This window comes from Microbacterium festucae, assembly GCF_025421715.1.
Taxonomy (GTDB): Bacteria; Actinomycetota; Actinomycetes; order Actinomycetales; family Microbacteriaceae; genus Microbacterium; species Microbacterium festucae.
In genome coordinates, this window is record NZ_JAOEFC010000002.1 from 21,312 (window position 1) to 42,778 (window position 21,467).

Sequence of the window (21,467 nt, forward strand, 5' to 3'; positions counted from 1 at the left end):
GGCACACCTGATGGTGGATCCGGGTCACCCGAGGGCGGCGAGCCAGGCGTGGGCCTGGGTCTCCCATGCTCCATAACGATCCGGGAACGCCGAGACCTGCACCGCCTGAGCGGCCTCGCTGAAGCCCATCTGCTCCCAGCCGCGCACGTCGAGGAGGCCCTTCGTGCGCGCGCCGTTGGGATCGGCGGGCCCACCGAAGAACGTCGCGGCGGAGCGGTAGGGGTCCTGCACCTCGGCCGCGCTGCCCCACCCGGTGCTCGGGCGCTGCTGGAACAGGCCGAGCGAGTCGTACGTGCCCCAGTCGACATTGCGGATCCACGACTCGACCATCGCGGTGGCCAGCGCGATGGCGATGCCGCGATCGGGCACGCCGCGCTCACGCCCCACCTGGATGATGATGCGCGCGTTGGCCACCTGCTCGGCGTCGAGACCGAGCTCGGGGGCGGCGGCGGGCGCCGCGGATGCCGGGGCGGCGGCCGCCGGGAGTGAGAGCTGCTGCCCGGGGTAGATGATCGACCCGTCGTCCAGTCCGTTGGCCTGCAGCAGGGCGGCCAGCGCGACGCCGTTCTTCTGCGCGATCGACCACATGGTCTCGCCGCGGGTGACGGTGTGCGCGGCGGCGGCGGTCGGTGCCGGGGCAGCGGAGGGTGCGGCGGCGGCGGTCGGTGCCGGGGCAGCGGAGGGTGCGGCGGCGGCGGTGCGGGTCATGGCGCCGGGGAGGGTCAGGGTCTGGCCGGGGCGGATGAGCGAGCCCTCGCCGAGCCCGTTGGCGGCGCGCAGATCGGCGACCGAGACACCGTGGGCCCGGGCGATGCCCCAGAGCGTGTCGCCCGCGGTCACCGTGTACCCGGCAGCGGCCGGCGCCGCCGGCGCGGCGGGGGCGGCGGGGGCCGCGGCGGGGGTCAGCGTGAGCACGTCGCCGGGTCGGATGACGGAGCTCCACGTCAGCGCGTTCCAGGCGAGCACGTCGGCGGTGCGCAGGCCGAACCGGGCCGCGATGCGGCTGACGGTGTCGCCGGCGCTCACCGTGTAGGAGGTTTCCGCTGCCGCGGGGCGGATCGCAGCGGGGGAGCGGTGGGCGCCGGCCGCGTCGAGGGAGCGCGGTGCCCGCTCGGTCGTGGTCTGTGACGCCTGGGCGGGAGCCGCCGTCAGGGTCAGCGCGATCGATCCGAGGATCGCGGTGGGAGCGGCGAGGGCCGCGGGCATGGTCGGTCGCTGTCGCACGATCTTCCCCCTTCGGTGACCTCGCCAAGCTGTCACGGATGAATACTCGAGTCAACGGATGTGACTGAAGTGACAGATGAGATTCCTGTCATGTTCGGGTGAGACGCCGACGGCCGGGCGGATGCGGGGCGGGAGAGATGCGGGTGGGATAGTAGAGGGGTGACCACGTCGCCTCTTGCCACCGATTGGCTGACCCTGCCCGAGATCGTCGAGCGCACCGGGGAGCCCCTCGGGCGGGTGCGCCGCATGCTCGACGAGAAGCAGCTCATCGGCTCCCGCCGGGACGGCACCTTCAAGGTGCCCGCACTGTTCCTCGTCGACGACGCCCCGCTCTCGTCGCTGCGCGGCACCGTCATCGTGCTGCTGGATGCCGGTTTCACCGAGGACGAGGCGATCGACTGGCTGCTGGCCGACGAGGAGTCCATCGGCCGTGCGCCGATCGAGGCTCTGCGCGCCGGGCGCAAGAGCGAGGTCCGCCGCGTCGCCCAGACGCTCGCCTGACGACGCCCGCGTCGCTCAGACGCTCTGACCGGCCCCGAAGTGGCGGCCGTGACGCCGCCGCGCCTAGAAGGTGCGCGCGGTCGCCGCGCGGGCCAGGTCGCGCAGCTCGCCCACGGCGGCATTGCCCAACGGCGCGCCGCGCAGCGCGGCATCCGCTTCGCCGGTCTGCTGCGTGATGAGCTGCTCGACGCGGTCGAGGGCGCCCGAGTCGACGATCGTCTGCTGCAGGGCGCCGATCTGCGCGTCGTCGAGGGTCGGGTCTCCGACGAGCTCGTCGAGCGCGCGGCGGGCGCCGGTGGGCAGTGCCTCGCGGGCGTACGCGATCAGCAGTGTGCGCTTGCCCTCGCGCAGGTCGTCGCCGGCGGGCTTGCCGGTCACGGCCGCGTCGCCGAACACGCCGAGCACGTCGTCGCGCAGCTGGAAGGCGATGCCGACGGGGTGGCCGAACCGGGCGAGGGCGTCGAGCTGGGCGGCATCCCCGCCCGCGAGGGCCGCGCCGATGAGGAGCGGCTGCTGCACCGAGTAGCGCGCCGACTTGTACGAGGCGACGCGCAGCGCCCGCTCGGCGTGCTCGGTGTCGGGTGCCGTGACGTAGGCCGCCTCTTCGGCGACGTCGAGGAACTGTCCGATGGTCACATCGCGTCGCATCCGGGCGTACTCGGCCCGCGCCGCCGCGGCGTGGGGGCCCCCGACGAGGCCCTCTTCGAGGAGGTCGTCGCTCCACGCCACGAGCAGGTCGCCCAAGAGCACGGCGGCCGCACGCCCGAACGGCTCGGCGGCACCCGACCAGCCCTGGGCGCGGTGGTGGGCCTCGAGCGCACGGTGGGCCGCGGGGCGGCCGCGACGGGTGTCGGAGTTGTCGACGATGTCGTCGTGGACGAGCGCGGCGGCGTGGAACACCTCGAGCGCGGCGGCGGCGGACAGCACGTCGTCGGGGAGGGCGCCGAGGGGGCCGCGGCGCTCGGCGACGGCCCGCCAGCCGGTGAGGCAGAAGCGTGCGCGCAGACGCTTTCCGCCCACCAGAGCATCCGCCGCGGATCGGGCGAACGTCTCGGCCTCGACGCCGAGGGCGGAGGCTGCGGCCACCTGGGTCGCGGTGAACCTTTCCAGTCGCTGGGAAACGGCCTCGATCGGGTCAACGGAGCGGTGCACGGGCCTAGCCTAGTTCTCGTCCCGGTGCGTACAATTGCAAGGACTCGAGACACTCCCAAAGGGGGATGTATGCCACTTTCAGAGCAGGAGCAGCGTCTGCTCGATGAGATGGAACGCCATCTCATGCGCAACGACGCCGACGTCGTCGCGCCTCGCGAGGGTCAGACCCTCAGCTATCGCAACATCGTCTACGGCGCGGTCCTCGCTCTGGTCGGCATCGGCGGGCTCATCGTGGGCGTGTCCACCTCGCTCATCGTGGTCGGCGTCATCGCCTTCCTGCTGATGGTCGCCGGTGTGCTGCTGGCGGTCACCCCCGCCAAGGGAACCCCGACCACGCCTCGTGCCGCCACCGCCGGGCAGAAGCCGCGCCCCACCGCCGGCACCGGCCAGTCGTTCATGGATCGCATGAACGATCGCTGGGACCGCCGCAACGACGGGCACTGACCCGCACCTGGCTTCCGAAAAGCACCGACCTCCGGGTCGGTGCTTTTTTTGTGCCCGCGGGACGCCGCCGACGCACGGTATGCCCGGATCTGCGCGGGGCCTGTGGGGGAGGGGGAGCGCGGGGGGAGCATTCACCCAGCAAACATGTAGTGGAGTGGAGGGAAGTGGAGTAAAGTGGCGCGTACCTGAGGCGGGCCGGCACGAAAGGGGGTGAGCGACCGATGTTGTTGGGCACCTACACCCCCAAGCTCGACGACAAGGGGCGCGTCATCCTCCCGGCCAAGTTCCGCACCGACCTCGGCGACGGCCTGGTGATCACCCGTGGTCAGGAGCGCTGCCTGTACGTGTTCAGCTCGAAGGAGTTCGAGCGCGTCTACGAGCGCATCCGCGAAGCGCCGCTCACCAACAAGCAGGCGCGCGACTTCCAGCGCATGTTCCTCTCGGGCGCCAGCGACGAGAAGCCCGACAGCCAGAGCCGCATCACCATCCCGCCGCACCTGCGTACCTACGCCAGCCTCGACCGCGAGCTGGTCGTCACCGGTGTCGGCGCGCACGCCGAGATCTGGGATGCCGAGGCGTGGAACACCTATGCCGCCGGCAACGAAGACAGCTACTCCGACATGGAGCAGGAGGTGATCCCGGGACTGTTCTGAGCCCCGACCGTGACTCCCAGCCGCACGCCCTGACGCACTTCCCCGGTGTCAGGTCGCGGCGGATGGGGATCAGGGTCGGCGGGTCGGATCCGGACACATCATGGCCATCGACGACATCCACACCCCCGTGCTGCTCGACCGCTGCGTCGAGCTGCTGGCCCCTGCGCTGGAGCGCGACGACGCCGTCATCGTCGACGCCACCGAGGGCATGGGCGGCCACTCCGAGGCTCTGCTCGAACGGTTCCCGCGCGTGCACCTCATCGGGCTCGACCGCGACACCGACGCCCTCCGCATCGCGGGGGAGCGCCTGGCGCGGTTCGGCGACCGCGTCTCGCTCGTGCACACCGTCTACGACGGCATCGCCGATGCCGTCGCCTCCACCGGGCACCGCCGTGTCGACGGCATCCTCTTCGACCTCGGCGTCTCGTCGCTGCAGCTCGACGAGGCGGAGCGCGGCTTCGCCTACTCGCAGGACGCGCCGCTGGACATGCGCATGGACCAGACGGCCGGCACCACCGCGGCCGATGTCGTCGCCACCTACGGCGAGGGCGACCTCCGCCGCATCTTCGAGCGCTACGGCGAGGAGAAGCTCGCCGGCCGCTACGCCCGCGCGATCATCGACGCCCGCGGTCGCGCCCCCATCACCCGCTCGGGGCAGCTCGTCGACATCCTCGTCGCGGCGACCCCCATGGCCGTGCAGCGCGAGGGCCGCGGGCACCCCGCCAAGCGCGTGTTCCAGGCGCTGCGCATCGAGGTCAACGCCGAACTGTCGGTGCTCGACGCGGCCCTCCCGGCCGCGATGGGGCTGCTGCGGGTCGGCGGCCGCATCGTCGTCATGTCGTACCAGTCGCTCGAAGACCGCCTCGTGAAGCGCGCCTTCGCCGAGGCATCCAGCTCCACCGCCCCCGCCGGGCTGCCGGTCGAGCTGCCCGAGCACGCCCCGCGCTTCCGCCTGCTGGTCAAGGGCGCTGAACTCGCCTCCGACGCCGAGAAGGAGCGCAACCCGCGCGCCACCCCGGTGCGCCTGCGCGCCGCCGAACGAGTGAGGGAGGCCGTATGAGCGCCGACATCCTCGGTACCGCCGCACTGCCGGTCCGCACGCGGCCGGCCCCCGCGACGGGCCCCCAGCCAGGCGACGCACGGCGCCTGCGTGCGCTGGAGCGCCCCGCCGCTTCCCGCCGCCCCCGCCTGCTCTACGGCATCATCGCCGTGGCCGGCGCGCTGACCATCGCCGGCGTGCAGATGGGCATGTCGATCCTCACGACCCAGACCTCCTACGAGCTCAAGTCGCTCACCGCGCAGCAGAAGGACCTCGACTGGCAGAAGCAGATCCTGCAGGACGACCTCGCCGGACTCAGCTCGCCGCAGTACCTCGCCGCCAACGCCGCCTCGCTGGGCATGGTCACCGGCCAGGTGCCCAGCTACCTGCGCCTGAGCGATGCCGCGATCGTCGGCCCGAGCGAAGCCTCGCTCGGCGCCTCGAGCATCGATGCGCTGGGGAAGGCGGCGGTGGGCAACAAGCTCGTGGCCGGCACCCCGCTGGTCACCGACCCGGGTGCGACGCTCGGGGCCGGACCGGCGCCGGTGGTCGCCGAGGAGACGGCGCCGCCGGCCGATGAGGCCGCACCGCCCGCCGACGGGGCGAGCGATCCGGCTGCGCCCCCCGCCGATCCGACGACACCCCCGGCCATCACCGACGGCCTGCCGACTCCGACCACACACTGAGAGACATGACGACACGAGCCACCCGCAGCCCGCGCCGGCGGACGGTCGTCGCGCTGGCGGTCGTCCTGGCCGTCTTCGGCGCCTTCGTCGTGCGCCTGGTCGACATCCAGGTCGTCAACGCCAGCGACCACATCGCGGAGTCGCAGCACTTCGCCACCGGCACCACCGTGCCGCTGCGCGGCGTGCGCGGCGAGATCGTCGACGAGGACGGCACCGTCCTGGCCTCGTCGACCGTGCTCTACGACGTCGAGATCGACCCCCAGCTGGCCGTGCAGGGCATCAAGAAGCGCGACGCGGCGGGCAAGACCGTGCGCGACGAGGCCGGCGACGCGGTGATGGTGCCCTGGCCCGAGCTGGCCGCGAACATCGCCCAGGTCACCGGACAGACCGCCGACGAGGTCACCGCCATCGTCAACGACGCGGTCGCCAAGAACCCGAACGCGCAGTTCGCCTACGTCAAGCGCTACGTCTCCACCGAGACCTACCGGGCTCTGGCGACGCTCGGCTATCCGTTCCTGAACTTCCCGGCGACCTCGTCGCGGGTCTACCCCGACGGTGCGGTCGCCGGCAATGTGCTCGGCTTCATGGGCACCGACGGTCCGCTGGAGGGGCTGGAGAGCCTGCAGAACACCTGCCTCGACAAGACCGACGGCAAGCTCACCTACCAGCGCGGCGCCGACGGCGTCATCATCCCCGGCACCGAGGTCGAAGACCCCGCCGTCGACGGCGGCACCGTGACCCTCACCATCGACGGCGACCTGCAGTGGTACATGCAGCAGCTCATCGCCGAAGAGGTCTCGCACTACCAGGCCGACTGGGGCGGGATCATCGTGATGGAGACCAAGACGGGAAAGATCCGCGCGTTCGCCGAGACCCCCACCGTCGACCCCAACGATCCCGGCGCCTCGTCGCCGGAAGACCGCGGCTCGCGCCTGCTGCGCTTCTCGTACGAGCCCGGCTCGACCTTCAAGCCCATCACGGCCGCCACCGCGATCGAGAAGGGCGGCGCCACGCCGACCTCGACGGCGTGGACGCCCTCGCGGATGCAGTTCCCCAACGGCGCCGTCATCAACGACTCCGAGAGCCACCCCGATCAGAACCTCACCCTCACCGGTGGCCTGGTGACCTCCTCGAACGTGGCGATGTCGCAGTTCGGCGCCCTCGTCGACCCGCAGGTGCGCTACGACTACCTCAAGAAGTTCGGCGTCGCCGACGGCACCGCGCTGAACTGGTCGGGTGAGCCCAAGGGCGACCTGCGCACCCCCGACACCTGGGACAACCAGACCTACTACACGACCACGTTCGGTCAGGCGTTCACGGTGACCCCGACGCAGGTGGCGAGCGTCTACCAGACGATCGCCAACGGCGGCGTGCGGATGCCGGCGCAGCTGGTCGAGTCGTGCACGACCTCCGACGGCACCGTCGTCGAGCCCGACCTGCCGGCGCCCGTCAAGGTGATCGAGCCGGAGACGGCCTCCGAGGTCACCCAGATGCTCGAGAACGTCTACGCGCAGGGCACGCTGAAGGACGACATCCGCATCCCCGGCTACCGTCTGGCCGTCAAGACCGGCACCGCGCAGGTGTCCAACGGCGCCGGCGGATACAAGGACGGGCTGTATTTCACCAGCCTTGTGGGGTTCGCCCCCGCCGACGATCCGCAGTACGTTGTTCTGACGGTGTTCGACGAGCCCAAGACCAACCGGATGTCGTCGGCGAACCGCTCCGTCTTCAAGAAGGCGATGACCCAGGTGCTCACGCACTACCGCATCATGCCGTCCGGCCAGGAGACGCCCCTGCTTCCCGTCACGCAGTGACCCATGCCCGCTGAAGGAGCATTCCCGCATGATCTCGATGACGCTGGCAGACCTCGCCGCCGCCGTGTCGGGGCGCCTCGTCCTCGCCGCCGGCGACACGCCTGAGACCACCGTCTCGGGCACCGTCGACACCGACTCGCGGGAGATGGGACCGGGCGGCGTGTTCGTCGCCAAGCCCGGCGAGACCACCGACGGGCACCGCTTCGTCGGCGTGGCCGCCGAGGCGGGTGCCGCCGTGGCCGTCGTCGAGCACGAGGTCGACGCCGCGCTCTCGCAGATCGTCGTCGCCGACGCGGTGCAGGCCCTGGCCGCCCTCGCGCGCGAGGTCGTCGCGCGCGTGCGCGCGCACGGACACCTGCGCATCGTCGGGATCACCGGCTCCAACGGCAAGACGACCACCAAGAACATGCTCGCCCGCATCCTCGAGGGGGAGGGGCCGACCGTCGCGCCCCGCAACTCGTTCAACAACGAGGTGGGCGCTCCGGTGACCATGCTCCGCGTCGACGACGACACGCGCTTCCTGGTCAGCGAGTTCGGCGCGTCGAAGATCGGCCGCATCGCCGAGCTCGCGGGCCTCGTGACCCCCGACATCGGCGTCGTGCTGATGGTGGGGCTGGCCCACGCCGGCGGTTTCGGCGGGGTCGAGCTCACCCAGCGCGCCAAGACCGAGCTCGTCGAGGCCGTGCGCGCCGGTGGCGTCGCGGTGCTCAACGCCGACGACCCGCGCGTGGCGGCGATGTCGGCGGCGGCGGATGCCGGCGGGGTCGCCGTGCGGTGGTTCGGCCGTTCCACGGCGGCCGAGGTGCGCGCCGAAGACGTCGAGGTGACGGCATCCGGCACCACCTGCACCGTCGTGATCGGCGAGGATCGGCTGCCGCTGCGCCTGCAGGTGCTCGGCGAGCACCACGTCATGAACGCCCTCGCGGCCCTCGCCGCCGCGCGCGAGCTGGGCGTCGACCCGGCCACCGCCGTGGCGCGGCTCGAGACCGTCGAGATCGCCGAGCGCTGGCGCATGCAGCCGATGGGCTCCGACCGCGTGCGCATCATCAACGACGCCTACAACGCCAGCCCCGACTCGATGGCCGCGGCCCTGCGCACCCTCGCGCAGATCGTCGAGCCCGGCCAGCGCAAGGTGGCCGTCCTCGGCGCCATGAGCGAGCTCGGTGAGGTCGCCGGCGAAGAGCACGACCGCGTGGGCCTGCTCGCGGTGCGCCTGCGCTTCGAGCGCATCGTCGTGGTCGGCACCGCCGCCCGGCGCCTCTACCTCGCCGCGATCGGCGAGGGGTCGTGGGACGGCGAGGCGGTCTTCTTCGAGACCGCCGACGAGGCCCACGCCTACCTGCTCACCGAGCTGCGCGACGGTGACCGGGTGCTGGTGAAGTCGTCCAACTCGGCCGGGCTGCGGCACCTCGGCGATCGTCTGGGAGAATCGTTCTCGTGAGATCTCTGCTTGCCGCCGCGACGATCTCGCTGGCCTTCACGCTCCTGCTGACGCCCCTGTTCATCCGGCTGTTCGAGAAGCTCGGCTGGGGACAGGTGATCCGCACGCCCGAAGACGGCCACAACCCCGGGCACGCCGCCAAGCGCGGCACGCCCACCATGGGCGGCATCGTCTTCATCCTCGGCACCCTCGTCGGCTACTTCGCGGGCACTCTGTTCGGCGGCACCGCCCCGACCATCTCGGGCATGCTCGTGCTCTGGATGATGGTGGGACTGGGCGCCGTCGGCTTCATCGACGACTTCATGAAGGTGCGCCAGCAGCGCAGCCTGGGCCTGTCGGGCTGGCGGAAGGTCATCGGGCAGATCCTCGTCACCGTGCCCTTCGCGCTGATCGCCCTGAACTTCCCGAACCGCTGGGGAGAGACGCCCGCCTCCCCGTACGTGTCGTTCGTCCGCGACATCCCGGCGCTGTCGTTCATGGCGCTCGGGGCCGTGGTCGGCACGATCCTCTACCTGGCATGGGTGTCGTTCCAGGCGGTCGCGTGGTCCAACGCCACCAACCTCACCGACGGCCTCGATGGCCTCGCCACCGGCGCGGGCATCTTCACCGTGTCGGCCTACAGCCTGGTGACCTTCTGGCAGTTCCAGCAGCGCTGCCACAGCGAATCGCTGCTCGCGATCTACGCCGACGCCTGCTACCCGACCCGCGACCCCATGGGGCTCACCATCGTCGCCGCCTCGTTCGTGGGCGCCCTCGTCGGCTTCCTCTGGTGGAACGCGCCCAAGGCGAAGGTGTTCATGGGTGATGTCGGCTCGATGGCCATCGGCGGCGTCGTCGTGGCCATGGCGGTGCTCTCGCGCACCGAGATCCTCGCCATCGTCATCGCCGGTGTCTTCATCATCGGCCCCGGCTCGGTCATCCTGCAGCGCTACTACTTCAAGGCCACCGGCGGCAAACGCCTGTTCCTGATGAGCCCGTTCCACCACCACCTCGAGATGCGCGGCTGGCCCGAGATCACGATCGTGGTGCGCATGTGGATCATCGCCGGGATGCTGGCCGTCACCGGCGTCGGCATCTTCTACATCGCGTGGCTGGCGGCCCTGTGAGCGCGGCGGCAGACCGCCTCGACGCCCTTACCAGCTGGCACGCCGACTGGACGGGCCTGCGCGTCGCGGTGCTCGGCCTGTCGGTCACCGGCTTCTCGGTCGCCGACACCCTCACCGAACTCGGCGCCGACGTGCTGGTCGTCTCCGAGACGGCATCCGAGGAGTACGCCCGTCTCGTGCCCGTCATCGGCGCGCGGCAGTGGACCGGACCGCTGGATGCCGTGCCCGCCGCGCTCGTCGACTTCGGCCCCGAGGTGGTCATCGCCTCGCCCGGGTTCGCGCCGCACCACCCCGTCATCCGGTGGGCGCGCGAGGGCGACGTCGCCGTCTGGGGCGACCTCGAACTCGCCTGGCGCGTGCGCGACAAGGTCACCGGCGCCGACGGCCGTCCCGCCGAGTGGGTGCTGATCACCGGCACCAACGGCAAGACCACGACCACCCAGCTCACCGCGAGCATGCTCGTCGCGGGCGGGCTGCGCGCCGCGCCGGTCGGCAACATCGGGGTGCCGGTGCTCGACGCGGTGCGCGATCCCGCCGGGTTCGACGTCTTCGTCGTCGAGATCTCCAGTCACCAGCTGTGGTACCTGGGGCTGCAGTCCGGCCCCGACCGGGTATCGCCGCACGCGAGCGTGTGCCTGAACCTCGCCGACGACCACCTCGAGTGGCACGGCTCGGCCCGGGCCTACCGCGATGCGAAGGCGCTCGTCTACGACAACACCCGCGTCGCCTGCGTCTACAACAAGGCCGACGTCGCCACCCGCGAGATGGTGGAGGACGCCGAGGTCGTCGACGGTTGCCGCGCCATCGGCTTCGACCTGGGGGTGCCCGGCCCGAGCGATGTCGGCCTCGTCGACGGCATCCTCGTCGACCGCGCCTTCCTCGCCGAGCGGCACACCAGCGCGCTCGAGCTCACGACCGTCACCGAGCTCGCCGAGCGCGGGCTCGCCGCCCCGCACGTGGTGGCGAACATTCTCGCCGCGGCGGCGCTGGCCCGCTCGCTGGGCGTGGAGCCGGCCGCCATCCGCACCGCGCTGCAGACCTTCCGTCTCGACCCGCACCGCATCGAGGTCGTCGCCGTCGCCGCGGGTGTGACCTGGGTCGACGATTCCAAGGCCACCAATCCGCACGCCGCGGCATCCTCGCTCGCCGCCTACCCCGGCGCGGTGTGGGTCGTGGGCGGCCTGCTGAAGGGCGTCGACATCGCCGAGCTCGTCTCCAGCCGCGGTCCCGCGGCCAAGGCGGCCATCGTCATCGGCGTCGAGCGCGACGAGATCACGGCGGCGTTCGCACGACACGCGCCGACGGTGCCCGTGTTCGAGGTCGACCACACCGAGACTGAAGACGTCATGGCGCAGGTCGTCGACCTGGCGGTGGGCATCGCACGAGACGGGGACGTGGTTCTCCTGGCTCCGGCGGCGGCGTCCTTCGACCAGTTCGCGTCGTACGCAGACCGCGGTCGCCGCTTCGCGGCGGCGGTGCACGAGCGGATCGGAGGGGGAGCGGATGGCGACACCGACGACCGATCGCGCTCCCCGCAGCACTGACGACACCGCGCGCGGGTTCGCAGCCCGCGTCTCGCTCGGGCGGGCCTTCGCGCCGGTGCCCAGCGAGTTCCTCCTCATCGCCTCGACGGCGCTGATCCTCACGATCTTCGGGCTCGTCATGGTGCTCTCGGCGACCATGGCCACCTCACTCTCGGCGGGGGAGAGCCCCTTCGAGGTCGTCATGAAGCAGTCGGTGTTCGCCCTCATCGGCGTGCCGCTCATGTTCGTCGTCAGTCGTATGCCGGTGCGGTTCTGGAAGCGGATCGCCTGGTTCGGGCTCATCGCGGCCGTCGCGCTGCAGATGCTCGTCTTCATCCCGGGCCTCGGCGTCGTCAACGACGGAAACCGCAACTGGATTCGCATCGCCGGCTTCCAGCTGCAGCCTTCCGAATTCCTCAAGCTGGCCTTCATCCTGTGGCTGGCGTACGTGCTCTACCGCAAGCACACGCTGCTGGGCACCTGGAAGCACGTGTTCATCCCGGTCGTGCCCGTCGGCATCCTCGTCATCGGTCTGGTCGGCGTCGGCAGCAAAGACCTCGGCACGGCGATGATCCTCGCGCTCATCATGCTCGGGTGCCTGTTCTTCTCGGGGGTGAAGCTGCGGCTGTTCCTGCTGCCGCTCATCCTGCTTGTGGCCGGTGTCGCCTACCTCGCCGTCTCCAGCCCGAACCGCATGCGGCGCATCATGAGCCTGTTCGACGTCGACACGCTCTCCTGCTACACCACCACCTGCTACCAGCCGGTGCACGGGGTATGGGGGCTCGCCAACGGCGGGCTGCTGGGGCTGGGCCTGGGCAACTCGCGCGAGAAGTACCAGTGGCTCCCCGCCGCCTCCAACGACTACATCTTCGCGATCGTCGGTGAGGAGCTCGGCCTCATCGGCTGCGTCGTGGTGCTCGCCCTGCTGACGCTGTTCGCCGTCGGCGCGTTCCACATCATCCGCAAGACCCACGACCCGTTCATCCGCATCGCCGCCGGCGGCGTGACCGTGTGGGTCGTCGGCCAGGCGCTCATCAACATCGGCGTCGTGCTGCGCCTGTTCCCGGTGCTGGGTGTGCCGCTGCCGTTCATGTCGCAGGGCGGTACGTCGCTGCTGTCGGTGCTGCTGGCCTGCGGCGTGCTGCTCTCGTTCGCCCGCACCCTGCCCGAGACCGCACCGCCGCCTTCCGCGGCCCGCGGTCGCGAGGCCGCGCGGCCCGCGCGCGTGCGGGAGACTGCGCCGACGCTGCGCTGACGGGTCGCCGGGCGCCGGTGGTGGCGCGCGGTTGCCAGCCGGTGCGGTGACGGGTGGCCGGGCGCCGATGTGGTGACGAGCGGCCGGTAGCCGGGGCGGTGACGGGCGGCCGGTAGGCTCGATCCGGTGACGACGTACCTGCTCGCCGGCGGTGGCACCGCCGGCCACGTGAACCCCCTGCTGGCCGTCGCCGATGGGCTCAAGGCCCGCGATGACCAGGCCGAGGTGCTGGTTCTCGGCACCCGCGAGGGACTCGAGGCGCGCCTCGTGCCCGAGCGCGGTTACGAGCTGCTGTTCGTCGACAAGGTGCCCTTCCCGCGGCGTCCCGACGGCGCCGCGCTGCGCTTCCCGGTGCGCTTCCACCGTGCGATCGGTCAGGTGCGACGTCACCTGCGCGAGCACCGGGTCGACGTCGTCGCCGGATTCGGCGGCTACGCCTCGGCCCCCGCCTACGTCGCCGCGCGGCGGGAGCGCATCCCGTTCGTCGTGCACGAGGCCAACGCCAAGCCGGGCCTGGCCAACATCCTGGGCGCCCGATTCGCCGCCGGCACCGGCGTCGTCTTCGAGGGCACGCCCCTGAAGGGATCGCGCGTGGTGGGGATGCCGCTGCGCCGCGAGATCGTCGAGCTCGACCGTCCCGCCCGCCGCGCCGAGGCCGCAGCCCTGTTCGGCCTCGACCCCGCCCGCCCGGTGCTGCTCGTCTTCGGCGGATCGCTCGGTGCCCGGCGCCTCAACGAGGCCTTCGCCGGCGCGGGTGCCGGTGCCGGCGCCGGCGCGGGCGCGGATGTGGCAGCGGCCGGTTGGCAGGTGCTGCACGCGGCGGGGGAGCGCAACGAGCTGCCCGCGTCCGCCCATCCCGACCACCACATCGTCCCCTACCTCGACCGTATGGACCTCGCCTTCGCCCTCGCCGACGCGATCGTCAGCCGAGCCGGCTCGGCGACCGTCAGCGAGATCAGTGCCCTCGGCATCCCGGCGGTCTACGTGCCCTATGCCGTCGGCAACGGCGAGCAGGCCCTCAACGCGGTATCCGCCGTGCGCGCCGGCGCGGCGCGACTGATCCCGGATGCCGAGTTCACCGCCGAGCGCGTGCGCCGCGAGGTCGTGCCGCTCCTGCAGGACGCCGCCGCCCTCGAGCGCATGCGCGCGGCCGCCGCGACGGTGGGCACCCGCGCCGGCACCGAGAACGTCATCGCGATGCTCGACGCCGCCCAGCGCTGACCCTGCGGGCCGGGGTCTGATTCGGACCCGCCGTTGGCGGGACGCGCCCATGGGCGGTGTCCCGTGATGTGTGGGTGCGGGGGCTGGAAGCCGCGGTTGGTGGGACGCGGTCGGTGCGCGGGTCCCGTGATGTGTGGGTGCGGAGGGCTGTAAGCCGCGGTCTGTGGGACGGGCCCGAGGGCGGCGTCACGCGATGTGTGGGTGTGGAGGGTTGGAAGCCGCGGTTGGTGGGACGCGGTCGGTGGCGGCGTCACGCGATGTGTGGGTGAGAGGGCTGGAAGCCGCGGTCTGCGGGACGCGGTCAGCGCGCGGGTCCCGCCGTTTGCGGGACAGGGCGGCGGGGAAGGTCCCGCGTGCGGTGGGCTAGAGGTTCAGTACCCGCCCTTTGCGGGACATGCCGGATCGGCCGGTCCCGCAGAATGCGGGCTGGGGTTCCGGCATCCGCCATTTGTGGGACGAGCGGGGGGAGCTGGTCCCGCAGAATGCGGGCTGGAGTCCCGGCATCCGCCGTCTGTGGGACGTGCCAGCGGGTGGAGTCCCGCATTGTGCGGGTGCGGGGCGCGTGCACCCGCTGTTCGCGGGACACGGGTCTTCGAACCACGGATGCCGTGCCGTCGCCGACCCTCCCCGTCACCACCTCCGCACCCACCGCCCCCAACCACACCCCACCCCACCCACCCGCGCGCCGGGCGACCGCACAGGATGCCGCGACCTAGACTTGACGGGCCATGATTCGACCCGACCTGAGCCTCCCGATCCCCGCTGAGATCACCGCCGCCCACTTCATCGGCATCGGCGGTTCCGGCATGTCGGGGCTGGCCGGCATGTTCCTCGACCGGGGCATCCGCGTGTCGGGCTCCGACCGTGCCGACAGCGCCGCGCTGCGCGCCCTCGCCGCCCGCGGCGCCGAGGTGCACGTCGGCCACGACGCGGCGAACCTCCCGGTTGACGTCGACACCGTCATCCACACCGGGGCGATCTGGCCCGAGAACCCCGAGTTCCTGCTCGCCAAGGAGCGCGGCCTGCACGTCATCCACCGCTCGCAGGCGCTGCACTGGCTCATCCGCGGGCGTCGCTTGGTGTCGGTGGCGGGCGCCCACGGCAAGACGACCTCGACGGGCATGATCGTCACGGCGCTGAAGGCGCTGGACGCCGACCCCACGTTCGTCAACGGCGGCGTCATCGCATCGCTCGGAGTCTCCAGCGGCACCGGCTCCGACGACCTCGTCGTCATCGAGGCCGACGAGTCCGACGGTACCTTCCTGCTCTACGACACCGCGGTCGCCCTCATCACCAACGTCGACCCCGACCACCTCGACCACTGGGGCAGCGGTGAGGCGTTCTACGACGGTTTCGTGAGATTCGCGGATGCCGCGGGCGAGGCGGTCGTGATCTCCTCCGACGATCCCGGCGCACAGCGCGTGCGCGCGGCGCTGCGGCATCCGAACGTCGTCACCTTCGGCGAGGCGGCCGACGCCGACGTGCGGGTGCACGACATCGTCGCGGCCGGACCGGTGGCCTTCTCGCTCACCCACGCGGGCCGCACCGTCTCGGGCCGGCTGGCCGTTCCGGGCGCGCACAACGCCGTCAACGCGGCGGGCGTCGTCGCGGTGCTGCTCACCCTCGGCCACGACCTCGAGGCCGCGCTGCGCGCCGTCGAGCAGTTCGGCGGCACGGTGCGCCGGTTCGAGCTGCACGGGGTCGAGCGGGGCGTCAGCGTCTTCGACGACTACGCCCACCACCCCACCGAGGTCGCCGCGGCCCTCGCGGCCGCGCGCACCGTGGTCGGGGAGGGGCGCATCATCGCGCTCCACCAGCCGCACACCTACTCGCGCACGCAGGCGATGCACCGCGAGTTCGCCGAGGTGCTCGAGTCGCACGCCGACCACACGGTGGTGCTCGACGTCTACGGGGCGCGCGAAGATCCCGTGCCCGGAGTGACCGGTGCGCTGGTGAGCGAGTCGTTCGACGACCCCGAGAAGGTGCACTTCGTCGCCGACTGGCAGGCGGCCGCCGACTACACCGCCCGTGTGGCCCGCGAGGGCGACTACGTGATCACCCTCGGCTGCGGCAACGTCTACCTCATCATCCCGCAGGTGCTCGAGGCCCTCGCCGCCGAGCAGGGCGCGGAAGCCCGGGCCTGAGCATGCGCCGCCCGTCGCCGCTGCCCGAGGTGCCGCGCGCGGCGCCCCGGGATGACCCGTCGGGCGACGGCGCCGCCGACGGCCTCGACGCGGCATCGGGCGCCGACGTGCTGCCGATCGCACCCGCCTTCGCGCCGCGCACGCCCACCCCGGATCCCGTCCCCGGCGAGCCCGACCCGGCGCCCGACCAGCACGACGCCGCACCCGACCCCGACGCGCCGATGCGCGCGCGCGACGTGTGGGCCGCCGCCCGCGCCCGCCGCCGGGCGCTGCGCGCCGAGGTGCGTCGGTTCACCGCCCGCCAGCGTCGCCGCCGCATGGTGTGGCTGGGCAGCGCCGCCGCATTCGTGCTGCTCGTGCTCGGCACCCTCGCCGCCGCCTACGGACCGCTGTTCGCGGTGGAGCGGGTGCAGGTGGTCGGCACCACGACGCTGGATGCCGGAGCCGTCGAGGCCGCCCTGGCGGGTCAGGTGGGAACACCGCTGCCGTTGGTCGACTCGAGCGCGGTCAAGGCGGCGCTGGTCGCCTTCCCCCTCGTCGAGTCGTACACGCTCGAGGCCCACCCGCCGCACGACCTGGTGGTGCGCATCGTCGAGCGCACGCCGGTGGGCGTGTTCGAGTCGGCCGCCGGATTCACCCTCGTGGATGCCGCGGGCGTGGCCCTGTCGACCACCCCCGACCGTCCCGAGGGCGTGCCGCTGATCGAAGTCGCCGCCGGCCCCACCTCGCCCGCCTTCCAGGCCGCCGGTCACGTCTACCGGTCGCTGCCGGAGTCGGTGCGCGGCCGCGTCACCGGCATCACCGCGAGCACGCCCAACGACGTCACGCTCACCCTCGGCGACACCGGCGCCTCGGTGGTCTGGGGCAACGCCGACGACTCGGCCGTCAAGGCGCTGCGCCTCGACAAGATCATGACCGCGCGCCCCGACGCGTCGCTCTACGACGTCTCCTCTCCCGACGCGATCGTCACGCGCTGACGGGTCCGCGCGCCCTGCGGCGGACCAGTTCGCGACGCGGTTCCGCGACACGCCCACGCGGTTGCGAAGGCGGTGACCGCCGCCGCATACCTTCGAGATCAGGAAATGCATACTCGGCATTTCTTTAAACCTCTGGTTGAGGTTGAAGGTTTAGACATGTGGTTCGGGACGATACGGAGGCCGGCATGAGCCAGAACCAGAACTACCTCGCGGTGATCAAGGTCGTCGGCGTGGGTGGCGGCGGCGTGAACGCCGTCAATCGAATGATCGAGCTCGGCCTGCGTGGTGTCGAGTTCATCGCGGTCAACACCGACGCGCAGGCGCTGCTGATGAGCGACGCCGACGTGAAGCTGGACGTGGGCCGCGAGCTCACCCGCGGGCTCGGCGCAGGCGCCGACCCCGAGGTGGGTCGCCGCGCCGCGGAAGACCACGCGGAGGAGATCGAAGAGGCCCTCACCGGCGCCGACATGGTCTTCGTCACCGCCGGTGAAGGCGGCGGCACGGGCACCGGTGGAGCACCGGTGGTCGCGCGCATCGCCAAGTCGATCGGCGCCCTCACCATCGGTGTGGTCACCAAGCCCTTCTCGTTCGAGGGACGTCGTCGTCAGCAGCAGGCCGAGCTCGGCGTGTCGAAGCTGAAGGAAGAGGTCGACACCCTCATCGTCGTGCCCAACGACCGTCTGCTGGAGATCAGCGACCGCGGCATCTCGATGATCGAGGCGTTCGCCACCGCCGACCAGGTGCTCCTGGCCGGTGTGCAGGGCATCACCGACCTCATCACGACGCCGGGTCTGATCAACCTCGACTTCGCCGACGTGAAGTCGGTGATGCAGGGAGCGGGATCGGCCCTGATGGGCATCGGCTCGGCGCGCGGCGCCGACCGCGCCATCAAGGCGGCCGAGCTCGCGGTCGAATCGCCCCTGCTGGAAGCCTCGATCGAGGGTGCGCACGGCGTGCTGCTGTCGATCCAGGGCGGCTCCAACCTCGGCATCTTCGAGATCAACGACGCGGCCCAGCTGGTGAAGGAGGCCGCGCACCCCGAGGCCAACATCATCTTCGGAACGGTCATCGACGACACGCTCGGCGACGAGGTGCGGGTCACCGTCATCGCGGCCGGCTTCGACGGCGGCGAACCGCAGACGCGCATCGAGCCGATCACGGCCCAGCGCACGGTGCCCGCAGCACCCGTGCTGCCGGCGATCTCGGCGGAGGAGGCCGCGGCCCCGCGCGCCGAGGCGCCGCGTGCCGAGGTCGAGGAGAAGCGCGAGTCGGTGTCGGTGTCCGCCGCCAACGACTCGTACGACTCCGTCTTCGGCGACGACGACCTCGACATCCCCGACTTCCTGAAGTGACCTGCACTCCCGGCTGGCCGGGCGAGGCATGGATCTGACGGCACGGCTCGCCGACCTCGACGCCCGCATCGCGGATGCGGCGAGATCGGCGGGCCGTGACCCGTCGGAGCTCACACGCATCGTCGTGACCAAGTTCCATCCCGCCGAGCTCGTGAGCACGCTGTACGCGGCGGGTGTGCGCGAGGTGGGGGAGAACCGCCAGCAGGAGCTCTCCGCCAAGCGCGAGGCGCTTCCGGACCTGCCGGGGCTGCGCTGGCACTTCATCGGGCAGCTGCAGTCCAAGAAGGCCCGCGCGGTGCGCGCGGCCGCCCAGGTCGTCCACTCGGTCGACCGTGACCGCGCCGCCGACGCGCTGCACGCCGCCGACCCCGACGGGGCGCCGTTGGCGGTGCTGCTGCAGCTGAACCTCACCGACGACCCCGGTCGCGGCGGCGTCGCGCCGGCCGGCCTGGAGTCCCTCGCCACCCACGTGCTGACGGCCTGCCCGTCGCTGCGCGTGCGCGGTGTCATGGCCGTCGCGCCGCTCGACGAGGCGCCCGCCGCGGCCTTCGCGCGCGTCGCCGCGGCATCCGAGTCCCTTCGCCGCGTCGTGCCGGATGCGACGTGGATCTCGGCGGGGATGTCGGGCGATTACGCCGAAGCCATCGCCGCAGGTGCGACACACCTGCGGATCGGCACGGCAATCACGGGCCCGCGGCCGGAGCGCCGTTAGCCTTCCAGAAGACGAGCACACAGACGAGCACACACACGGAGGCTGCGATGTCGAACCCGCTCAAGAAGACGATGGTCTACCTCGGCCTCGCCGACGAAGAAGAGACCTACGAAGAGCAGGCAGCGGTCGCCCCGCGCCGTGACAAGCCGCAGCCGGTCGACAAGCCGGCCGCGCCCATCACGCCGCTGCACCGCCCCGCCGTGGTGCGTCAGCCCGCGGCCGGCACGGTCAGCGAGATCCTGACGGTGCACCCCAAGCAGTACCGCGACGCCCAGGTGATCGCCGAGAACTTCCGTGACGGCATCCCGGTGATCATCAACCTCTCGCAGATGAGCGACGCCGACGCGCGCCGCCTCATCGACTTCGCGAGCGGCCTGTCGCTGGGCCTGTACGGGCGCATCGAACGCGTCACGAGCAAGGTGTTCCTCCTCTCGCCCGAGAACGTCGCCGTGTCCGGCGACGGAGCTGTCGCCCAGGCTGACGCCGAGGGCGCGGCCTTCGTCCAGTAGTCGTGGATGTCGTGCGGCTGATCGCGTCGATCGCGAACATCTTCCTGCTGCTGTACATCCTGCTGCTGTTCGGGCGGTTGATCCTCGAGTACATCCCGATGTTCAACCGCGAGTGGCGTCCCCGCGGGGGCGCGCTCGTCGTGGCTGAAACCGTGTTCACCCTGACCGACCCGCCGCTGAAGTTCTTCCGGCGCCTGATCCCGCCCCTGCGGCTGGGACCGGTGGCCATCGACCTGGGTTTCCCGCTGACCATGCTGCTGTGCTTCGTGCTGCTGTCGGTCGTGCGGGCCGTCATGTCGATGTGACTTCTCGCGCCTCCCATCCACGCCGACTATGCTGTGGAGATCGGCTCGCCCTCGGGCGGGCACTCCGTATCGGCCCGCGTCGTGAGCCCTGAAAGAGGATTGACACCATGGCTTTGACCCCCGAAGACGTCGTCACCAAGCAGTTCCAGCACGTCCGCTTCAAGGAGGGTTTCGACCCCGATGAGGTCGACGACTTCCTGGACGAGATCGTCGTCGAGTGGCGCAAGACGATCGCCGAGAACGACGAGCTCAAGGCGAAGCTCGCGGCCTACGAGTCGGGCTCCGCCCCCGTGGCCGCCGCCGCTCCCGTCGAGGAGGAGGCCGTCGTCGTCGACGAGGTCCCCGCCCCGGAGCCCGAGCCCGCCCCCGAGCCCGCCGTGGTCGAGCCCGCGCCCGCCGCTCCCGCCGCCGATGCCACCGCTCCGGCCCTGGCCACCGCCGGCATCATCGAGCTCGCCCAGCGCCTGCACGACGAGCACGTCGCCGAGGGCCAGGCCCAGAAGGACAAGCTCATCTCGGAGGCCGAGATCAAGGCGTCGCAGATCGTCGCCGACGCCGAGGCCAAGAGCCGCGAAGAGCTCTCCCGCCTCGACACCGAGCGCGCCACTCTCGAGAGCCGCATCAGCGAGCTGCGTCAGTTCGAGCGCGACTACCGCACTCAGCTGCGCGGGTTCATCGAAGACAAGCTGCGTGACCTCGACGTGGCGGGCACCTCGCCCGTCTCGGCTTCCTGAGCCGGCCGTTGAGCGGTAGCACGCCCCACGACGGCGCTGCGAGCACGAAGTCCTTGCGTCCGGCGGCGGCCGGCACCATCGTCGCGATCCTCGCGATCCTGGTGCTGGCCGCCGACCAGTTCGCCAAGCACCTCGCCCTCGAGAACCTGCCCTACCAGGAGCCGGTCGAGGTCTGGGGTGACTTCCTCCAGCTGTACCTGACCCGCAACCCCGGCGCCGCCTTCTCGCTCGGCGAGGGCGTGACCTGGGTGTTCACGCTGATCCTCGCGGCGGCGGCGATCGTGATCGTCGTGCTGGCGATCACCCGCATCCGCTCCCGCGCGTGGGCGATCATCCTGGGTCTGCTGCTGGGCGGCATCCTCGGAAACCTCACCGATCGCCTCATCCGCGAGCCCGGGTTCCTGGTCGGGCACGTCATCGACTTCATCAACACCCCGTGGATGTGGCTGGGCATGAACCCGGCGATCTACAACGTCGCCGACATGTTCATCGTCACGATGATGATCGGCGTCGCGGTGCTCGTGCTCCTCGGCATCCACCTCGACGGCACCCGCGAGCAGCGCGCCGACGCGACCGACGACGCAGCGGCATCCGAGGCCCCCGCCACCGAGGCCCCGGCCACCGACGCCACCCCCGGGTCGGCGCCCGCCGCCGGCGAGCCGACCAGGGACTGAC

At 71.6% G+C, this 21,467-nt stretch carries 21 protein-coding genes; 19 read left to right on the top strand and 2 right to left on the bottom strand.

The genetic code is table 11. From position 1 onward, the window contains the following. Nucleotides 1-24: 24 nt before the first annotated feature. Nucleotides 25-1,206: a LysM peptidoglycan-binding domain-containing protein gene (locus tag N3K63_RS06260; protein WP_449288828.1), complete on the bottom strand. Its 1,182-nt coding sequence runs from the start codon at nucleotides 1,204-1,206 to the stop codon at nucleotides 25-27. 177 nt (nucleotides 1,207-1,383) lie between these two features. On the opposite strand from N3K63_RS06260, the gene N3K63_RS06265 reads away from it, so the two are divergent. After that, a complete protein-coding gene (locus tag N3K63_RS06265) occupies nucleotides 1,384-1,725 on the top strand; it encodes an Rv2175c family DNA-binding protein (RefSeq protein WP_261579245.1) in 342 nt (113 codons plus the stop codon). Nucleotides 1,726-1,788: 63 nt separating this feature from the next. Here N3K63_RS06265 and N3K63_RS06270 read toward each other — a convergent pair whose 3' ends face one another. Beyond that, complete coding sequence (locus tag N3K63_RS06270; protein ID WP_261579246.1) at nucleotides 1,789-2,877, bottom strand: polyprenyl synthetase family protein; 1,089 nt, start codon at nucleotides 2,875-2,877, stop codon at nucleotides 1,789-1,791. A gap of 69 nt (nucleotides 2,878-2,946) precedes the next feature. Here N3K63_RS06270 and N3K63_RS06275 point away from each other — a divergent pair, with 69 nt between their 5' ends. The 18 genes from N3K63_RS06275 (at nucleotide 2,947) to lspA (ending at nucleotide 21,466) form a co-directional block, all read left to right on the top strand. After that, nucleotides 2,947-3,321: a DUF3040 domain-containing protein gene (locus N3K63_RS06275; RefSeq protein ID WP_261579247.1), complete on the top strand. Its 375-nt coding sequence runs from the start codon at nucleotides 2,947-2,949 to the stop codon at nucleotides 3,319-3,321. Nucleotides 3,322-3,542: 221 nt separating this feature from the next. Beyond that, on the top strand, nucleotides 3,543-3,974 hold the full coding sequence (gene mraZ / locus N3K63_RS06280) for a division/cell wall cluster transcriptional repressor MraZ (RefSeq protein WP_261579248.1): 432 nt from the start codon (nucleotides 3,543-3,545) through the stop codon (nucleotides 3,972-3,974). Between the two features lie 100 nt (nucleotides 3,975-4,074). After that, on the top strand, nucleotides 4,075-5,034 hold the full coding sequence (rsmH, locus tag N3K63_RS06285) for a 16S rRNA (cytosine(1402)-N(4))-methyltransferase RsmH (RefSeq protein WP_261579249.1): 960 nt from the start codon (nucleotides 4,075-4,077) through the stop codon (nucleotides 5,032-5,034). After that, entirely contained in the window at nucleotides 5,031-5,699 is a 669-nt protein-coding gene (locus N3K63_RS06290) for a hypothetical protein (protein WP_261579250.1), read from the top strand. Before rsmH ends, N3K63_RS06290 begins: the two co-directional genes overlap by 4 nt. A gap of 5 nt (nucleotides 5,700-5,704) precedes the next feature. Beyond that, nucleotides 5,705-7,513 (top strand): peptidoglycan D,D-transpeptidase FtsI family protein, encoded by a 1,809-nt coding sequence (locus tag N3K63_RS06295; RefSeq protein WP_261579251.1) that lies wholly within the window; start codon nucleotides 5,705-5,707, stop codon nucleotides 7,511-7,513. 28 nt (nucleotides 7,514-7,541) lie between these two features. Continuing rightward, complete coding sequence (locus tag N3K63_RS06300; RefSeq protein ID WP_261579253.1) at nucleotides 7,542-8,954, top strand: UDP-N-acetylmuramoyl-tripeptide--D-alanyl-D-alanine ligase; 1,413 nt, start codon at nucleotides 7,542-7,544, stop codon at nucleotides 8,952-8,954. After that, the gene (gene mraY / locus N3K63_RS06305; RefSeq protein WP_261579255.1) at nucleotides 8,951-10,060 is read left to right on the top strand and encodes a phospho-N-acetylmuramoyl-pentapeptide-transferase; all 1,110 of its coding nucleotides are present in this window, start codon (nucleotides 8,951-8,953) and stop codon (nucleotides 10,058-10,060) included. The genes N3K63_RS06300 and mraY overlap by 4 nt, the downstream gene beginning before the upstream one ends. Further along, entirely contained in the window at nucleotides 10,042-11,604 is a 1,563-nt protein-coding gene (murD, locus tag N3K63_RS06310) for a UDP-N-acetylmuramoyl-L-alanine--D-glutamate ligase (protein ID WP_261579261.1), read from the top strand. Before mraY ends, murD begins: the two co-directional genes overlap by 19 nt. Beyond that, on the top strand, nucleotides 11,564-12,838 hold the full coding sequence (gene ftsW, locus N3K63_RS06315) for a putative lipid II flippase FtsW (protein ID WP_261579266.1): 1,275 nt from the start codon (nucleotides 11,564-11,566) through the stop codon (nucleotides 12,836-12,838). Before murD ends, ftsW begins: the two co-directional genes overlap by 41 nt. A gap of 126 nt (nucleotides 12,839-12,964) precedes the next feature. Next, nucleotides 12,965-14,059: a UDP-N-acetylglucosamine--N-acetylmuramyl-(pentapeptide) pyrophosphoryl-undecaprenol N-acetylglucosamine transferase gene (locus N3K63_RS06320; RefSeq protein ID WP_261579267.1), complete on the top strand. Its 1,095-nt coding sequence runs from the start codon at nucleotides 12,965-12,967 to the stop codon at nucleotides 14,057-14,059. Between the two features lie 728 nt (nucleotides 14,060-14,787). Then, nucleotides 14,788-16,203 (top strand): UDP-N-acetylmuramate--L-alanine ligase, encoded by a 1,416-nt coding sequence (murC, locus tag N3K63_RS06325; RefSeq protein ID WP_261579268.1) that lies wholly within the window; start codon nucleotides 14,788-14,790, stop codon nucleotides 16,201-16,203. A 2-nt stretch (nucleotides 16,204-16,205) separates the two neighbouring features. Continuing rightward, nucleotides 16,206-17,180 carry an FtsQ-type POTRA domain-containing protein gene (locus N3K63_RS06330; RefSeq protein ID WP_261579273.1) on the top strand — a complete coding sequence of 325 codons (975 nt, stop codon included), beginning with the start codon at nucleotides 16,206-16,208 and terminating at the stop codon, nucleotides 17,178-17,180. A 185-nt stretch (nucleotides 17,181-17,365) separates the two neighbouring features. Then, nucleotides 17,366-18,532 (top strand): cell division protein FtsZ, encoded by a 1,167-nt coding sequence (ftsZ, locus tag N3K63_RS06335; protein WP_261579274.1) that lies wholly within the window; start codon nucleotides 17,366-17,368, stop codon nucleotides 18,530-18,532. A 28-nt stretch (nucleotides 18,533-18,560) separates the two neighbouring features. Beyond that, nucleotides 18,561-19,244: a YggS family pyridoxal phosphate-dependent enzyme gene (locus N3K63_RS06340; protein WP_261579276.1), complete on the top strand. Its 684-nt coding sequence runs from the start codon at nucleotides 18,561-18,563 to the stop codon at nucleotides 19,242-19,244. A 47-nt stretch (nucleotides 19,245-19,291) separates the two neighbouring features. Beyond that, the gene (locus tag N3K63_RS06345; protein ID WP_261579277.1) at nucleotides 19,292-19,753 is read left to right on the top strand and encodes a cell division protein SepF; all 462 of its coding nucleotides are present in this window, start codon (nucleotides 19,292-19,294) and stop codon (nucleotides 19,751-19,753) included. A gap of 2 nt (nucleotides 19,754-19,755) precedes the next feature. Continuing rightward, nucleotides 19,756-20,058, top strand: a complete 303-nt coding sequence (locus tag N3K63_RS06350) for a YggT family protein (RefSeq protein ID WP_261579280.1) — start codon at nucleotides 19,756-19,758, stop codon at nucleotides 20,056-20,058. Nucleotides 20,059-20,165: 107 nt separating this feature from the next. Continuing rightward, nucleotides 20,166-20,792 (top strand): DivIVA domain-containing protein, encoded by a 627-nt coding sequence (locus N3K63_RS06355; RefSeq protein ID WP_261579283.1) that lies wholly within the window; start codon nucleotides 20,166-20,168, stop codon nucleotides 20,790-20,792. Nucleotides 20,793-20,800: 8 nt separating this feature from the next. After that, on the top strand, nucleotides 20,801-21,466 hold the full coding sequence (lspA, locus tag N3K63_RS06360; RefSeq protein ID WP_261579284.1) for a signal peptidase II: 666 nt from the start codon (nucleotides 20,801-20,803) through the stop codon (nucleotides 21,464-21,466). Nucleotide 21,467 lies beyond the last annotated feature (1 nt).

Excerpts from the sequence above, each read along its gene's own strand:
- N3K63_RS06260 (WP_449288828.1), bottom strand. The coding sequence starts at position 1,206 with ATGCCCGCGGCCCTCGCCGCTCCCACCGCGATCCTCGGATCGATCGCG.
- N3K63_RS06275 (WP_261579247.1), top strand. The coding sequence starts at position 2,947 with ATGCCACTTTCAGAGCAGGAGCAGCGTCTGCTCGATGAGATGGAACGC.
- mraZ (WP_261579248.1), top strand. The coding sequence starts at position 3,543 with ATGTTGTTGGGCACCTACACCCCCAAGCTCGACGACAAGGGGCGCGTC.
- rsmH (WP_261579249.1), top strand. The coding sequence starts at position 4,075 with ATGGCCATCGACGACATCCACACCCCCGTGCTGCTCGACCGCTGCGTC.
- N3K63_RS06290 (WP_261579250.1), top strand. The coding sequence starts at position 5,031 with ATGAGCGCCGACATCCTCGGTACCGCCGCACTGCCGGTCCGCACGCGG.
- N3K63_RS06295 (WP_261579251.1), top strand. The coding sequence starts at position 5,705 with ATGACGACACGAGCCACCCGCAGCCCGCGCCGGCGGACGGTCGTCGCG.
- N3K63_RS06300 (WP_261579253.1), top strand. The coding sequence starts at position 7,542 with ATGATCTCGATGACGCTGGCAGACCTCGCCGCCGCCGTGTCGGGGCGC.
- ftsW (WP_261579266.1), top strand. The coding sequence starts at position 11,564 with ATGGCGACACCGACGACCGATCGCGCTCCCCGCAGCACTGACGACACC.
- murC (WP_261579268.1), top strand. The coding sequence starts at position 14,788 with ATGATTCGACCCGACCTGAGCCTCCCGATCCCCGCTGAGATCACCGCC.
- N3K63_RS06330 (WP_261579273.1), top strand. The coding sequence starts at position 16,206 with ATGCGCCGCCCGTCGCCGCTGCCCGAGGTGCCGCGCGCGGCGCCCCGG.
- ftsZ (WP_261579274.1), top strand. The coding sequence starts at position 17,366 with ATGAGCCAGAACCAGAACTACCTCGCGGTGATCAAGGTCGTCGGCGTG.
- N3K63_RS06340 (WP_261579276.1), top strand. The coding sequence starts at position 18,561 with ATGGATCTGACGGCACGGCTCGCCGACCTCGACGCCCGCATCGCGGAT.
- N3K63_RS06345 (WP_261579277.1), top strand. The coding sequence starts at position 19,292 with ATGTCGAACCCGCTCAAGAAGACGATGGTCTACCTCGGCCTCGCCGAC.
- N3K63_RS06355 (WP_261579283.1), top strand. The coding sequence starts at position 20,166 with ATGGCTTTGACCCCCGAAGACGTCGTCACCAAGCAGTTCCAGCACGTC.